Below are 13,943 nucleotides of genomic sequence, written 5' to 3' on the forward strand. Positions count from 1 at the left end.
CCGAACTCAGATCACGCCGGCGGACTTGAGGCTGGAAACGAGTTCCGCCACGTCCTTGACCTTGACGCCCGCCTTGCGGCCACCTGGCTCCTCGGTCTTGACGACCTTGAGGCGCGGCGTGACATCGGCGCCGAAATCGGCAGCGGTCTTTTCGTCCAGCGGCTTCTTCTTGGCCTTCATGATGTTGGGCAGCGAGGCATAGCGCGGCTGGTTGAGGCGCAGGTCCGTCGTCACGATCGCCGGAAGCTTGAGCTCCACCGTCTGCAAGCCGCCATCGACTTCGCGCGTCACCTTGGCCTTGTCGCCGGCAATCTCGACCTTGGAAGCAAACGTGCCCTGGCTCCAGCCGAGCAGTGCCGAAAGCATCTGGCCGGTCTGGTTGGCGTCGTCATCGATCGCCTGCTTGCCGAGAATGACAAGACCCGGCTGTTCCGCCTCGACAACACCCTTCAGCACCTTGGCAACGCCCAGCGGCTCGACTTCGCCGTCGACCTTGACCAGGATGGCGCGGTCGGCGCCCATGGCGAGTGCCGTGCGCAGGGTTTCCTGGGCCTGCTGGGGTCCGATCGAGACCACGATGATCTCTTCGACCTTGCCGGCTTCCTTCAGGCGGATCGCCTCTTCGACCGCGATCTCGTCGAACGGGTTCATCGACATCTTCACATTCGCAAGCTCGACACCCGAGCCGTCCGACTTCACACGGATCTTCACGTTGTAGTCGACAACCCGCTTAACGGGCACGAGAACTTTCATGTGCTTCTCACCTCTCTGATGACTTTGGAGCGCTCACTAGCAGAGCGAGGCCCCGTCCATTTGTCGAATGGCGACATATTGGACCAGAAAACGGAAATCCCTATGCGCACTTCCGGTGGCAACTAGGCTTCCGCAAGCGGGCGGACCCTAGTTAGCCGCCGAATGCACGTCAATATCCGCAACGAACCCAAATCGGTTGAATTCGAGCGATTACTGTCTTCCCCAACGCGTCGTCGGCTGTGCCTCGACAGGGGCGACCGCGCTTGGCTGTTCGACCTTGACCGCACGTGGCGTCACGATCTCCCGATCGAGGATCGGCACGTCGCGCCGGCGCAGGATCAGAACCAGGATCGCGCCGGCGATGATGCCGCCGGCATGGCAGGCCCAGGAAATCTGGTCTTCTCCGCCGAGCGCCAGCATCGAGAACTGGAAAATGATCCACAGTCCAAGGGTGATATAGGCCGGAATGCGCAGCGGTATGCGGGCGAAGGCCAGGATCCACACCTTCACGCGCGGGTGCAAAATGAGATAGGCGGCGACGATGCCGGCAATCGCGCCCGACGCGCCGATCAGCGGCATCTGAGACTCCGGCGCTATCAAGCCATGCACAACGGCACCCGAGATTGCGCACAGCAGATAGAAGATCAGATATTTGATGTGGCCGAGCGCATCCTCGACATTGTCGCCGAACACCCAGAGGAACAGCATGTTGCCGCCGAGGTGGAAGATGTCGCCATGCAGGAAGGCGTAGGTGACATAGGTCAGCGGCTCGGGCACCAGCGCGTAGCCGGGCGGCAGTTCGGCCAGGCCGAAGGACACGGAGGGAATGTAACCGAGGCCAAGCACCGTGGCCTGCGCTGCCTGCTCGCTCTCAAAGGCAGTGAACAGGTAGATGATGACGTTGGCCGCGATCAGCCCGATCGTCACATATTGATGCTTGATGTATTTGAGGCTGTTGGCGTCATGCAGCGGAATGAACATCGCGGTTTCTTCCGCCCCCTCAGCGCAGCTTTCCGCTCATGATCCTATCCGAAAACCGGTTCCCACTTTTCGGGATCATGAGTTACCTGTTCTTGCCCGGCACCCATAGCACATCGGCATTTCCGTTGTCATTGACGACACGGGCGGCAACGAACAGGAAATCCGAGACGCGGTTGATGTATTTTATGCCGTCGCGGTTGACGTGCTCGGCCGGATCCTGCGCCAGCGCCACCATGATGCGCTCGGCCCGCCGTGCCACGGTGCGGGCAAGATGAAGTGCGGCAGCCGCCGGCGATCCGCCGGAGAGCACGAAGGAGCGCAGCGGCTGCAGATCCTTGTTCAGGAGGTCGATGTCGGCTTCCACCCGTTCCACTTGCGAGGGGATGATGCGCAGCGGCTCATAGCCGAGCGGCTTGCCGTCGTCGGGCGTTGCAAGGTCGGCGCCGAGATCGAACAGGTCGTTCTGGATGCGGGCGAGCATGGCGTCGATTTCGGGGTGTTCGGCTCCCGTATGCACGCGCGCCAGTCCGATGCAGGCATTGGCCTCGTCGACCGTGCCATAGGCGTCGACACGCGTGTCCGATTTCAGCCGGCGCTCGCCGGTGCCGAGGCCGGTGGTGCCGTCGTCGCCGGTGCGGGTGTAGATCTTGTTGAGCTTGACCATCTGGCTCCCCCCGTCGGTCGAAAAATCAGCTGCGGTTGAAGTAGACCGCCAGCAGGATGAGAACCAGCGCAATGAACTGCAGGAGCACGCGCGCCTGCATCAGCTTGTTCGAGGTGGTGCTGGAGCCGCCGCGCATCATGTTGGCGAGGCCGCGGATCAGCACGATCACCACGATGACCATGACCATGACGGCAAGGATGTTGAAGACGGTTGCCATTGGATTTCCAGCTTCGTTTTTCAGGCCTGCGACGCGAGCACGCGGTAAAACAGCGAAGCGGGCAGGATACGTTTCAGGATAACGCCGATTTTAGCCGGCGTCGTCACCACATAATGCGGTCTCGGTTTGGGCGATAGGAGGGCGTGGCGCAATACCGCATAAACCGCGTCCGGCTTGAGCTTGAGCCGCGACTTCGATCCACCCGCCCGCAGGCGTGCCAGCTGGCCCTCATAGTCCTTCCGGTGCACCGAGTTCTCGTGATCGATGTTCTTCACGAACCATGCCAGCCCATTCGAGGCGATCTTCGATTCGATCGGGCCGGGTTCGATCAGCGACACTTCGATGCCGGAGCCTTGCAGCTCGGCCCGCATGCACAGCATCAGGCCTTCGAGCGCATGTTTCGATGCTGCATAGGCGCCGCGCCATTTGACGGGCGTCAGGCCGAGGATCGACGAGCAATGGACGATGCGGCCGTGACCTTGCGCCCGCATGACCGGCACGATGCGCCGGGTCAGATCGTGCCAGCCGAAGAAATTCGCCTCGAACTGCTCGCGCAGCGCCTCCACCGGCAAATCCTCGACGGCACCTGCCTGAGCATGGGCGCCGTTGTTGAAAAGCGCGTCGAGCGTGCCGCCGGTGCGTTCCAGCACCGCTTCGACGAGTGCGGCGATCGAATCAGCTTCGCGATAATCGAGATAGAAGGCCTCGAAACCTTCCGCCGTCAGTGCCGCGATGTCTTCGGGTTTTCGCGCCGTGGCGAAAACCCGCCATCCGTCGGATTTCAGGGCGCGTGCGCAATGAGCGCCGATGCCCGAGGAGGCGCCGGTCACGATAATCGTGCGCAACTTTTGCGTTGGCGCGGTCGTTGTTCCACCATCACTTGCCATTTGCGGCAAACCCTTCCCATATTCGCGGCCGGGACACAATCGAGGGAAAAGCGCGGATGCAGGCACGTTGAGGAAGATCGTTGCGATCAAGCGCGTGCTTTATGACGCGCTCGGCCATTTCAACTATGACGACGGCTGGTCTATGGCCAGTCATCTGGCGATCTCGGCGCTGATGGCGCTGTTTCCTTTCCTCATCTTCGCCACCACGCTGGCAAGCTTTCTCGGCGCGCAGGCTTTTTCGGAAACCGCCGTGCATCTGGTCTTCGACACCTGGCCGGAACAGATCGCCGCCCCTATCGCCCGCGAGGTGGTCAACGTGCTGACAGTCCAGCGCACCGACCTTCTCACCTACGGTGTGGTGCTGGCCGCCTTCTTCGCTTCCAACGGCATCGAGGCGCTGCGCACCTCGCTCAACCGCGCCTATCGCGTCACCGAAACGCGCACCTTCATCTACCGGCGTCTCCAGAGCCTGCTCTTCGTGCTCATCGCCACGATCGGCTTTGTTGCCATCAGCGTGCTGCTCGTCTTTGCACCGTTGCTGGCGCGGCTGGCAGAGGCCAATTTCGAGTGGATCAAGCCCTATATGGGCACGATCACGCTGTGGCGTTTCGTGATTGCTTCAACGGTGATCGTGCTCGGCCTCGTGGCGGTGCATTTCTGGCTGCCGGCGGGCAAGCGCCGGTTCGTCACCATCGTGCCGGGCATCATCTTCACGCTCGTGGCCTGGCTTGTCGGCTCGACGGTTTTCGCGACCTATCTCGACAATTTCTCGTCCTATGTGACGACCTATGCCGGCCTCGCCTCGATCATGATCGCGGTGGTGTTCCTCTATATCGTCTCGGCGATTTTTATCCTTGGCGGCGAACTCAACGCGTCGATCACGCGCTATTTGGAAGCGCGGGCCCGCGTTGGAGCCTGAGCCTTCGGGTTCGCCGCCGTGGCCAGCCCCACACCAAAAGTCGCCAGCGCCATGCCGGCAAGCTGCACCAGCGTCAGTTGCTCGCCGAACAGCGCCCAGGCCATGATCGCGGTGACCGCCGGCACGAGATAAAACAGCGATGAGACCTTCGACATCTCGCCGTCGCGGATCATCGCCATCAGCAGGAACACCGCGCCTATCGACAGCACCAGCACCAGCCATGCCATGGCGAAGATCAGTTCGCCGTTTATCGTCACCGTGTGCGTCTCGAAGGCGAGCGAGGCGAGCAGCATCACGGCTGCGCCGCCGACATATTGATAGAACGTACCCGTCACCAGATCACCGCCGGTGACGAAGCGCTTCTGCCAGATGGTGCCGGCAGTGATTGCGGCCATGCCGATGGTGGCGGCCGTCAGCGTCTGCCAGGTCACGCCGCCGCCAAGCGTGCCGAGTTTCGGCGACAGCACGACGATGACACCGACAAAGCCGACCGCCAGGCCGATCCAGTGGCGCGGGCGGATTTCCTCGCCGAGAAGCTTTCCGGCAAACAGCGCGGTCACCAGCGGCTGGAGGCTGGCGATGAGGGCGGCAAGCCCCGCCGGCAGGCCCTGGTGGATGGCCCAGAAGACGCCGCCGAGATAGACGCCATGTATCAGCGCGCCGGCGGTTGCCGCATGCAGCGCTGCGCGGCGGTCCATTCCGCGCGCACCAAGGATTGCCATCAGGGCGCCGAGAATGACGAAGGCGATCACGAAGCGCGCGGCCAAAAAGGTGAAAGGCTCCGCCCAGGGCATCGCATAGCGCGCGCCGATGAAGCCGGTCGACCAAAGCAGGACGAAAGTGGCGGGTATGAACCGCTTGAGCAGAGGCATTTCGTCGGGCTGGGTCCGTTTGTCGGTGAGATCGCTCTAATGCGAATCATTCGGGCAAGCAAAGTTAAACGGTTGATCCATAGTTTCAGGAGCGTTGAACCGGGTGGGGTTCAAGGGACATGCACGGTCGCCTTCGGGAGGGGCGCTGCATGCTTTGGAATCTCGAGTCGGGCTGGCTGATGATGGCCGTTGCCGCCGTTACCGTCATGGCCCTGTTCTTTGGAAGCGCACTTCACGCCATCATGCGCGATGACGGTTTTGGCCCTGTCGGTAACATGGTCATCTTCACCGCGGGTTTCTTCGCGGCGATCGTGCTGGTCAATTCCTGGGGCGTCAGGCTGGGCGACCTGACCCAGGCTATGGCGACGGGCCTCGGCGGCGCCTTCATCGGGATTGCCGTTCTGGCGCTGCTTAAGGCCGGCATTTCCCGCATCTGACCGTTTCCGTCACAGTCCGACGAGACGCCTTACTTCCGTGGGCGTCGCGCCATTTTCCCTGAGCGCCGCCAGCCCGGTGTCGCCAAAACTCTTCGATAGCTTTCGCCCGTCCGGCCCGGGGATCAGGCGGTGATGGAAATAGACGGGCGCGGGCAGGCCAAGCAGGTGCTGCAACAACCGCTGGATGCCGGTCGCGGCATAGAGGTCACGGCCGCGCACGACGTGGCTGACGCCCTGCAGCGCATCGTCCGCCACGACCGACAGATGATAGCTGGTCGGGATTTCCTTGCGTGCGACGATGACGTCGCCCCAGTCCTGAGGACGGGCTTCGATCTCGTTCGTGGCGCTCAGCGTCTCGTCGGTGAATTCGGTCCACGACAGGGGTTTGACCAAACGGGCGATTGCCGCTTCGGTGTCGAGCCGCCAGGCGAAAGGCACGCCATCCTCGATGCGTCTTCTGCGCTCGGATGGTGAAAGCGCCTTGTCGGTGGCCGGATAGAGCGGCGCGCCGTCCGGGTCGCGCGGCCAATCCCTGCCGCGCTTCTCGCTCTCGGCGATATGGGCGCGGATTTCGCCCCGGCTCATGAAAGCCGGATAGACGAGTTCCTCGCGGATCAGCCTTTGCAGCATGGCCTCGTATTCCGCGAAATGGTCTGACTGGCGGCGAACGGGTTCCTCCCATGTCAGACCAAGCCACGCCAGATCGCGAAAAATGCCGGCCTCGAATTCCGGCGTGCAGCGGATCGTGTCGATGTCCTCTATGCGCAACAGCAGGCGCCCGCCTTGGGCCCGGGCGAGCTTCGCATTGAGCAGTGCCGAATAGGCATGGCCGAGATGAAGCTCGCCATTCGGGCTCGGCGCAAAGCGAAAGACCGGTATGGCAGGAGTGTTGGTCACGGCAGCCGAATTCGGATTGAACGGTTCATCGCCCGATTGCTACTTTGCCGCGCCATAAGGAACAAGAAAAACCATGCGCCGCATCACCTCGCTTGACGACATTGCCGACGGGCTCGACGCGCTTTGCATCATCGACCCACGTCTGACGGCGGTGCGCGCGATGGCCGGAGAGGTGCCGTTGCGGCTGTCGGAGCCGGGCTTCGTCAGCCTCGCGTCGATCATCGTTTCGCAGCAGGTGTCGCGGGCAAGCGCCGACGCCATCTTCGGACGGCTGGTGAAGCTGGTCGATCCGCTGACGCCGCAGGCCCTGCTCGATGCCGGCGAGGACATGTTTCGCGAGGCCGGACTGTCGCGGCCCAAGCAGCGCACCCTGCTCGCCGTCTCGCAGGCCGTGCGCGACGGGCTCGACCTGCACCATCTCTGCGGACTCGATGCGGAGGAGGCGATCGGTCACATGACGGCGGTGTCCGGCATCGGCCCCTGGACGGCGGAAGTCTATCTTCTGTTCTCGGCCGGGCACCCCGACATCTTCCCGGCACGCGACGTCGCCCTGCAGACGGCGGTGGGGCAGGCGCTCGGCGTCGACCCCCGTCCGGGCGAGAAAGCGCTCATCGCGCTGGCCGAATCATGGGCGCCCTGGAGAGGGGTCGCGGCACGGCTTTTTTGGTCCTACTACCGCGAAACACGAGGTCGTGACGCCGCACCGCCGGTCGATATGCCAAAAAAAGCCTGAAATATATGGTTTTTTGGCCCCTCGGATGATGGTGAAACCGCTTCACATCCCTGTCATCTCGGGCTTACAGTATCCGCGCCGAACGGTTCGATGAGCAAGGAGGTTTAGAAGTGACGGTTGCCGTATCTCCGGATGGGCTTCCAGCGCTGGTGCTGAACGCGGATTACCGCCCGCTCAGCTATTACCCCCTGTCGCTCTGGTCGTGGCAGGACGCCATCAAGGCTGTCTTCCTCGACCGCGTGAACATCGTTGCCGAATACGAACATTCGGTGTCCTCGCCATCCTTCTCGATGAAGCTGCCGAGCGTCGTCAGCCTGAAAAGCTACGTCAAGCCGTCGCGTCACCCGGCGTTTACGCGCTTCAACGTTTTCCTGCGCGACCGCTTCCAGTGCCAGTATTGCGGCACGCCCGAGGACCTGACCTTCGACCACGTCATCCCCCGCCATCGCGGCGGCGCCACGACCTGGGAGAACGTCGTTGCGGCCTGCTCGCCCTGCAATCTGCGCAAAGGCGGCATGATGCCGGCCCACGCCAAGATGTGGCCGATGCAGAAGCCATACCACCCGACCGTGCACGACCTGCACAACAACGGCCGGATGTTCCCACCCAACTATCTGCACGAAAGCTGGATGGATTATCTATACTGGGATGTCGAGCTGGAGCCGTAAGAGACCGCTCGCTAACTCACCCTGCCGGCCATCTGACGCGGTTTTCTGCGCTTCCGGTGATCTCATGCTTTCCCGGTCGCGCCGCGAAACGCGATGATCGTCAGGATCAGGCTGGCGATGGCGTTCCAGCCGGCGAGCGACAGGCCGAGGATGCGCAGCGCGGCCTTGTCGCAGGATGGCGGGATGACGGTGTTGAGCGAATCGAGCACGCCGCCCGTGCCGCCGGTCGCGGGGGCCGAAACCGCGCCGCAATCGGTCGGGCCGGCCCACCAGGCCCATTCGACGCCGGAATGAAAGACGCCGAGGTAAAGCCCATAGGCCATCAGCAAGCCGCCGATGAGCAGCAGGCCGCGCGTGATCACCGCCGGCAGATGCAGCGCGGAAGACAGCGCCGCAATCGCCATCAGCGGCACGCCGACATAATAGGGCGTGCGCTGTTCGAGGCAGAGCTTGCAGGGCATGTAGCCGCCGAGATGCTCGAAACCGAGTGCCGAGCCGACAACCGCAGCCATGCCGACAAGAAGGATGAGCGCGGTCGCTGTCTGGACGCTGCTGGTGGGCTGGGTGAGGGTGCGCGACATGAGGGTCTGTGTCCGTTTCGGCGTCAGAGAACGTATTTGATCACGATATAGAGCAGGATGACCGCGCCGGCACCAGCACCGGCGATGAGCCCCAGCCGCTTTTCGATGAACTCGCGGATCGGCTCGCCATAGCGGCGCAGCAGCCAGGCGAGGAAGAAGAAGCGCGCGCCGCGCGCGATGATCGCCGAGACGATGAACAGCCAGATATCGACATGCATCACACCGGCCAGGATCGTCACCACTTTGATCGGCGGCAGATGCGCCAGCCCGGAAGTGACCAGCATGAGCAGGATGAAGCCCATGCCCGAACCGGTGCGCAGCGCCTCGAACTCATCGAACTTGCCGTAGAATTCCAGCACCGGCTTGGCGATGCTTTCATAGGCGAAGTAGCCGATGAACCATCCGGCGATGCCACCAAGCACCGATGCGACGGTGGCGATCATGGCATAGCGGTAGGCGCGTTCGGGCCGCGAAAGCGCCATCGGCAAATAAAGCACGTCTGCCGGAACCAGGAAGATCGAGCTTTCGACGAAGGCGATGAAGGCGAGCCACCATTCGGCGGATTTGCGCGCGGCCAGCGACAGGGTCCAGTCGTAGAGTCTGCGAAGCATGAAAAATTCCGTTGGTGGGTGGCTCTGTCTAGAAAGATTTGTATGGCCGCACAATGGCGGTTCCTTCACGAAATCGACAGGGGGCAGTTGACGACACGGGGTCGCACCGTATAGTCCGCAGCCGTCCGCCCGAAAGGGCCGGGCCCCCTTGGCGGAATTGGTAGACGCGCCTGACTCAAAATCAGGTTCCGAGAGGAGTGCTGGTTCGATCCCGGCAGGGGGCACCATCGACCGAAAGTCGTATCGCGATCTCAATCGTTTGAACTATGCGGCCGCCGTTGGCGTCCACCCCATTTGGGAGTATCGGGCACCTGCGCCTTGCGGCATTCTCGGCGTATGCAAGCGCGGGGAGCGTCTGCCTGAAACACTGAGAAGGATTGCGACGTCGTTCGCCGGCGGCGCCTTCCTTCGCGGCCTTACTGGCGGAATGGACTTCCCACGTTGGTGGCACAGCGCGGGAGATTTTTATGGCGACGTTGACGGTGAGTTTTCCAGGCGGGATCTATCCGCTGGGCCTCGACTACAATCCCAGCATAGGCGAGCTGGTCAATCTGAATAACGCCACGGTCGTGTCATCATCGGCCACGCAGCGCGTGCTGCAAATGGAAAACGGCCTCAAGCTCAAGCTCATCGGCACCGGCTTCACTTACGATGCCAAGGGCTATGTCACCGGCGGCACGCTGGCTTCGGTGCAGTTGCTGCAGAGCAATGGCACGACGGTCCTCCAGACACTGGCCGGGATCAACCGTCCATTTACGGACGTCTCGGACGCCGCCGACACTTTCAGCGGCTGGGATCTCAATGCCTGGCTGATGAGCGGCAACGACACGATCAACGGCTCGTCCGGGGCCGACGATCTCTACGGTCATGCCGGAAACGACACGCTGAATGGCGGCGACGGCGACGACTATCTCGTCGGCGGGGCCGGCAAGGATACGTACAACGGCGGCAATGGCTACGACCAGATCAGCTTCGCCGAATACGAGCCGACGGCATTGCGTGGCGTCAATATCAACGCGGTGACGCGTATTGCGATTGACCAATGGGGCAATAGCGAGAGCTTCACCAGTATCGAATCCTTCCGCGGAAGCCAGTTCGCCGATGTCATGCTCGGCTCGGCGGCCAATGAACAGTTCATGGGCATGAACGGGCGCGACCGCATCGATGGCGGCGCTGGCATCGACGAGGTCCGTTACCATCGCGACGCCAATTGGGGCGGCAATGCCGGCGTGAATGTCAATCTGACGACCGGCGTTGCCATCGATGGCTTCGGCAAGCAGGACACGCTTCTCAACATCGAGAACGTTCGGGGTACCGCCTCCAACGACGTGCTCGTTGGCAGTGCGGTCAGCAATGTGCTTCGGGGCGAGGCCGGCAACGACTCGCTCAACGGCATGGCGGGCGCCGACACGATGAAGGGCGGAACGGGCAACGACACCTATTACGTCGACAATGCCGGCGATATCGTCGACGAGCTTTCCGACGGCGGCAGCGGCACCGATACGGTGGTGTCGGCGATCAGTTTCAACCTCGCGAACACTACACAGGTGAAAGGCACTGTCGAAAACCTGAACTTGTCGGGGACGGGTGCGATCTCCGGCACCGGCAACGCCGGCAACAACACCATCAACGGCAATGGCGGCAACAACGCGCTGAACGGCGCTGCCGGCAACGACCTGATCAATGGCTGGCTCGGCAACGACACGCTGACCGGCGGTGCCGGCAACGATACGTTCTTCTTCAACACTGCGCTGAATGCATCGACCAACAAGGACACGATCACCGACTTCAATGTCGTGGCCGACACGATCCGGCTGGAAAATGCCATCTTCACCGGCCTGGCTGCCGGTACGCTGACGGCTGCTGCCTTCCATACCGGTTCTGCGGCGGCCGATGCCAGTGACCGGATCATCTACAACAAGACGACCGGTGCCTTGCTGTTCGACAAGGATGGGCTGGGCGGTGCCGCTGCGGTTCAGTTCGCGACCGTCTCTGCCAACCTTACGCTCACGAACGCCGACTTCTTCATCGTCTGATGCGGGCGGGGGCCTGCCGGAGCCGTTGTTGCAGTTCCTGCAGCAGCGGCTCCGCGTCCGCCCCGCGGCGACGCACTGATTCGATAACTGCAAACGGGCGTCAACGCCAGAGAGCCGTTGCGGATTGCGGCGGCAATCACCCTATGTTAGGCGACACGCGTTGAACGAGATAACGAGCTGCCACATATTGCAGCAATTCGCGTCGTTAACCCAACATCTGGCTGATTTCTGTGGCGAAGAAGAAACTCTTTATTGTCGGTAATGGTCCACTGCTCTCCGACATGTCGGAGCAGGTCGATGCCGCGGATCATGTGATCCGCTTCAACGAGCCGAAGGCATCGATCGGCATGAGCGGCACGAAGACCAACTGGCTTTTCGTCTGCAATACGGGCAAGCCCATGGAGCGGCGGCTCAAGGATCCAAAGTATCCGACATCGCCGATCGTCCAGGCTGCGGAGTTCGTGTTTCTCGTCTCGCATCCGACGGCCGTTCAGAAATATTCCCTGAAACCGAGCCTTTGGGCCCGGATCAAGGGACGGCGGGCGGAGTGGACCTGGGCTTCGCTGACGATGTATGGCGATGCCGGCAAGACCGTCGCGATCCTGCCCCCCGACAATTACGAGGCCGGTTGCCTTGAACTGGGGCTGGACCTTTCAGTCCTGCTCGACGACCGCACCTTCCCCACGACCGGATATTTCGGGATCCGCTACGCGCTGGAGCGCATGCCGGCGGAGACATGGGATGTGGAAATAGCCGGGTTCGGCTGGCAGGGCTGGAAAAACCACACCTGGGACCAGGAGCGGGAATGGGTTCAGCGCAAGGCCAAGGAACGCAACATCAAGATCTGGCCGGCCGGGGAAGACTGGAAACCGAAATACGCGAAAAAAGACAGGTACAGTCGAAAGAAATAACGTGATTTCGACGAACGGCGGCAGGCGCGGCAAATACATGAAATCGTTCGTTATCAATCTGGATCGCAGGCCGGACCGGCTGGCTCGCATGTCGGCGATTTTCGACAAACTGGGGCTCCAGTTCGATCGCGTCAGCGCCGTGGATGGCACGCAATTGTCGCGTGACGACCTGATCAGGCTGCGCGGCAACGACCAGGCGCGTGCCGGCGAAACGGCCTGCTTCCTCAGCCATCGGGAATGCTGGCGCCGCATTGTCGAAGACGATCTGCCCTGTGCAGCGATTTTCGAGGACGACCTGCACATAGCCGATGACGCCGCCAGGCTTCTCAGCAGCAGCGACTGGATACCTGCTGACGCGGATATCATCAAAGTTGAAACGATGAACCGCCCGACGAAGATCGACAAGTCGATGGCTGCGCTGGTCGGCGGCCGCAAGCTTCATCGGTTGAGGGACACCCATATGGGCGCCGGAGGCTATATCCTGACCCGGAAGGGCGCGGAAAAACTCCTCGAGAAAAGCAAGAGCTTTGACAATCCCGTGGATCATTTCCTGTTCAATTTTCAGCTGCCCTGGGCCGGTTCCTTCGTAACGTATCAGCTTTCCCCGGCCATCTGCGTCCAGGACTTTTTCCTCGACAGGCGAGCGACTTCCCCCATCGGCCTTGGCAGCGACCTGCATGATGAGCGGGTCGTGAAGCCCACCGGGCTGCGCAAGGCCTGGCGCGAGATCAAGCGGCCCGTCCTGCAACTCGCCAATTCCGCTCGAAGAACAGCCTCGAATGTTCTGACCGACAAGCGGTGGATTACCGTTCCCTTCCGGTAATTCGGTCGCACAGGGAGCGATGCATTTCCTGATACCGCCCGCCAGCGTAAGGCTCGTCGCCGTTCCAATGGAACAATCCTGATCGCATCGTCGTTTCTGACCTGCTCGCCGGCAACAGACTAGCCGGTTGGAGCTTCATGATCAGGACGCTCAAGCCATGTCGTTCAACAAGATGTTCACCAGCGTTGCCAACAAGGTTGCGCATGCAGCGGGCATGCCGGCGACCTTTGTCGGCTGTTGCGCCATCATTGTCGTCTGGGCGGCCAGTGGCCCGTTTCTCGGCTTCTCCGACACATGGCAGCTGGTCATCAACACCGGAACAACCATCGTGACGTTCCTGATGGTGTTCCTCATCCAGAACACGCAGAACCGTGACGGCGCTGCGATCCAGGCCAAGCTCGACGAACTCATCCGCGTCAGCGAAGGCGAAAACAAGTTCATCGGCATCGAGCATCTCACCGAGGAAGAGGTCGAGGACTTTCGGCTGAAATGCGAGCAGGCCGCCAAGCGCGCGGACCGTGCCGCCGACCGGGCAAATCGCGCGGCGGCCAAGCAGACCGCCAAGCAAGCAGCAAAGTAAGAAGCGGTTCAGGCTGCGGCCGGTCAGGCCTTTTTGAGGAAGGCCGTCTTAAGCACCAGTCCCTTGACCTTCTCGGCATTGCATTCGATTTCTTCGGCGTCGTCGGTCAGCCGGATGTTGCGGACCATCGTCCCGCGCTTCAGCGTCACCGACGTGCCTTTGACCTTCAGGTCCTTGATCAGCGTAACCGAATCGCCATCCTTCAGCACATTGCCGTTGCTGTCCTTCACCACGTCGGCCATGAAATTTCCCTTCCGCGCTTCATATGTCAGCGTCCCAGTAATGGGCACAGGCACCGCGCGCAACATGGCATGATCGCCGGCGTCGATTGACGGCGCTGCTCCCGGCGCGGTATCTGCCACCAGTCGCTCCA

Annotated in this window: 18 protein-coding genes and 1 tRNA gene; 9 read left to right on the plus strand and 10 right to left on the minus strand. The window is 61.9% G+C overall.

What is annotated here, in order from left to right; all coding sequences use genetic code 11:
* Positions 1 to 6 precede the first annotated feature (6 nt).
* From DZG07_RS06070 to DZG07_RS06090, 5 genes are all read right to left on the minus strand, one after another.
* Positions 7 to 753, minus strand: coding sequence for an electron transfer flavoprotein subunit beta/FixA family protein (locus tag DZG07_RS06070; protein WP_091910014.1), 747 nt, complete (start codon positions 751 to 753; stop codon positions 7 to 9).
* 210 nt (positions 754 to 963) lie between these two features.
* Positions 964 to 1,734 carry a rhomboid family intramembrane serine protease gene (locus tag DZG07_RS06075; RefSeq protein WP_091910017.1) on the minus strand — a complete coding sequence of 257 codons (771 nt, stop codon included), beginning with the start codon at positions 1,732 to 1,734 and terminating at the stop codon, positions 964 to 966.
* A gap of 82 nt (positions 1,735 to 1,816) precedes the next feature.
* On the minus strand, positions 1,817 to 2,398 hold the full coding sequence (locus DZG07_RS06080; RefSeq protein WP_119815163.1) for a cob(I)yrinic acid a,c-diamide adenosyltransferase: 582 nt from the start codon (positions 2,396 to 2,398) through the stop codon (positions 1,817 to 1,819).
* A gap of 25 nt (positions 2,399 to 2,423) precedes the next feature.
* Positions 2,424 to 2,615 (minus strand): twin transmembrane helix small protein, encoded by a 192-nt coding sequence (locus DZG07_RS06085; RefSeq protein ID WP_091910023.1) that lies wholly within the window; start codon positions 2,613 to 2,615, stop codon positions 2,424 to 2,426.
* A 20-nt stretch (positions 2,616 to 2,635) separates the two neighbouring features.
* Complete coding sequence (locus tag DZG07_RS06090) at positions 2,636 to 3,502, minus strand: SDR family oxidoreductase (protein ID WP_119821443.1); 867 nt, start codon at positions 3,500 to 3,502, stop codon at positions 2,636 to 2,638.
* 67 nt (positions 3,503 to 3,569) lie between these two features.
* Here DZG07_RS06090 and DZG07_RS06095 point away from each other — a divergent pair, with 67 nt between their 5' ends.
* Entirely contained in the window at positions 3,570 to 4,421 is an 852-nt protein-coding gene (locus DZG07_RS06095; RefSeq protein WP_244537722.1) for a YihY/virulence factor BrkB family protein, read from the plus strand.
* On the opposite strand, the gene DZG07_RS06100 is transcribed toward DZG07_RS06095, so the two are convergent.
* Positions 4,388 to 5,293, minus strand: coding sequence for a DMT family transporter (locus tag DZG07_RS06100; protein ID WP_091910030.1), 906 nt, complete (start codon positions 5,291 to 5,293; stop codon positions 4,388 to 4,390). The two genes, DZG07_RS06095 and DZG07_RS06100, sit on opposite strands and share 34 nt — an antisense overlap.
* Positions 5,294 to 5,442: 149 nt before the next feature.
* Between DZG07_RS06100 and DZG07_RS06105 the strand changes: the two genes are divergently transcribed.
* A complete protein-coding gene (locus tag DZG07_RS06105) occupies positions 5,443 to 5,730 on the plus strand; it encodes a hypothetical protein (protein WP_091910035.1) in 288 nt (95 codons plus the stop codon).
* Between the two features lie 9 nt (positions 5,731 to 5,739).
* On the opposite strand, the gene gluQRS is transcribed toward DZG07_RS06105, so the two are convergent.
* Positions 5,740 to 6,627, minus strand: a complete 888-nt coding sequence (gluQRS, locus tag DZG07_RS06110) for a tRNA glutamyl-Q(34) synthetase GluQRS (RefSeq protein WP_245429593.1) — start codon at positions 6,625 to 6,627, stop codon at positions 5,740 to 5,742.
* A gap of 73 nt (positions 6,628 to 6,700) precedes the next feature.
* Between gluQRS and DZG07_RS06115 the strand changes: the two genes are divergently transcribed.
* Positions 6,701 to 7,360 carry a DNA-3-methyladenine glycosylase gene (locus DZG07_RS06115; RefSeq protein ID WP_119815166.1) on the plus strand — a complete coding sequence of 220 codons (660 nt, stop codon included), beginning with the start codon at positions 6,701 to 6,703 and terminating at the stop codon, positions 7,358 to 7,360.
* 110 nt (positions 7,361 to 7,470) lie between these two features.
* Positions 7,471 to 8,028 carry an HNH endonuclease gene (locus DZG07_RS06120; RefSeq protein WP_091910042.1) on the plus strand — a complete coding sequence of 186 codons (558 nt, stop codon included), beginning with the start codon at positions 7,471 to 7,473 and terminating at the stop codon, positions 8,026 to 8,028.
* Between the two features lie 62 nt (positions 8,029 to 8,090).
* Here DZG07_RS06120 and DZG07_RS06125 read toward each other — a convergent pair whose 3' ends face one another.
* Positions 8,091 to 8,609 (minus strand): disulfide bond formation protein B, encoded by a 519-nt coding sequence (locus DZG07_RS06125; RefSeq protein WP_091910045.1) that lies wholly within the window; start codon positions 8,607 to 8,609, stop codon positions 8,091 to 8,093.
* 23 nt (positions 8,610 to 8,632) lie between these two features.
* Complete coding sequence (locus DZG07_RS06130) at positions 8,633 to 9,220, minus strand: YqaA family protein (protein WP_091910048.1); 588 nt, start codon at positions 9,218 to 9,220, stop codon at positions 8,633 to 8,635.
* A 142-nt stretch (positions 9,221 to 9,362) separates the two neighbouring features.
* Here DZG07_RS06130 and DZG07_RS06135 point away from each other — a divergent pair.
* From DZG07_RS06135 to DZG07_RS06155, 5 genes are all read left to right on the plus strand, one after another.
* Positions 9,363 to 9,447 (plus strand) — tRNA-Leu (locus tag DZG07_RS06135).
* A 240-nt stretch (positions 9,448 to 9,687) separates the two neighbouring features.
* Positions 9,688 to 11,256, plus strand: coding sequence for a calcium-binding protein (locus DZG07_RS06140; RefSeq protein WP_119815169.1), 1,569 nt, complete (start codon positions 9,688 to 9,690; stop codon positions 11,254 to 11,256).
* 230 nt (positions 11,257 to 11,486) lie between these two features.
* The gene (locus tag DZG07_RS06145) at positions 11,487 to 12,167 is read left to right on the plus strand and encodes a glycosyltransferase family 29 protein (RefSeq protein ID WP_245429594.1); all 681 of its coding nucleotides are present in this window, start codon (positions 11,487 to 11,489) and stop codon (positions 12,165 to 12,167) included.
* Positions 12,168 to 12,204: 37 nt separating this feature from the next.
* Positions 12,205 to 12,990 carry a glycosyltransferase family 25 protein gene (locus DZG07_RS06150; protein WP_091910338.1) on the plus strand — a complete coding sequence of 262 codons (786 nt, stop codon included), beginning with the start codon at positions 12,205 to 12,207 and terminating at the stop codon, positions 12,988 to 12,990.
* Between the two features lie 157 nt (positions 12,991 to 13,147).
* On the plus strand, positions 13,148 to 13,570 hold the full coding sequence (locus DZG07_RS06155) for a low affinity iron permease family protein (RefSeq protein ID WP_119815172.1): 423 nt from the start codon (positions 13,148 to 13,150) through the stop codon (positions 13,568 to 13,570).
* A gap of 23 nt (positions 13,571 to 13,593) precedes the next feature.
* Here the strand turns inward: DZG07_RS06155 and DZG07_RS06160 are convergent, their stop codons facing one another.
* Positions 13,594 to 13,812 carry an alkylphosphonate utilization protein gene (locus DZG07_RS06160; RefSeq protein WP_091910057.1) on the minus strand — a complete coding sequence of 73 codons (219 nt, stop codon included), beginning with the start codon at positions 13,810 to 13,812 and terminating at the stop codon, positions 13,594 to 13,596.
* Between the last annotated feature and the right edge of the window lie 131 nt (positions 13,813 to 13,943).

The sequence above is a fragment of the Mesorhizobium sp. DCY119 genome (assembly GCF_003590645.1).
Taxonomy (GTDB): domain Bacteria; phylum Pseudomonadota; class Alphaproteobacteria; order Rhizobiales; family Rhizobiaceae; genus Mesorhizobium_M.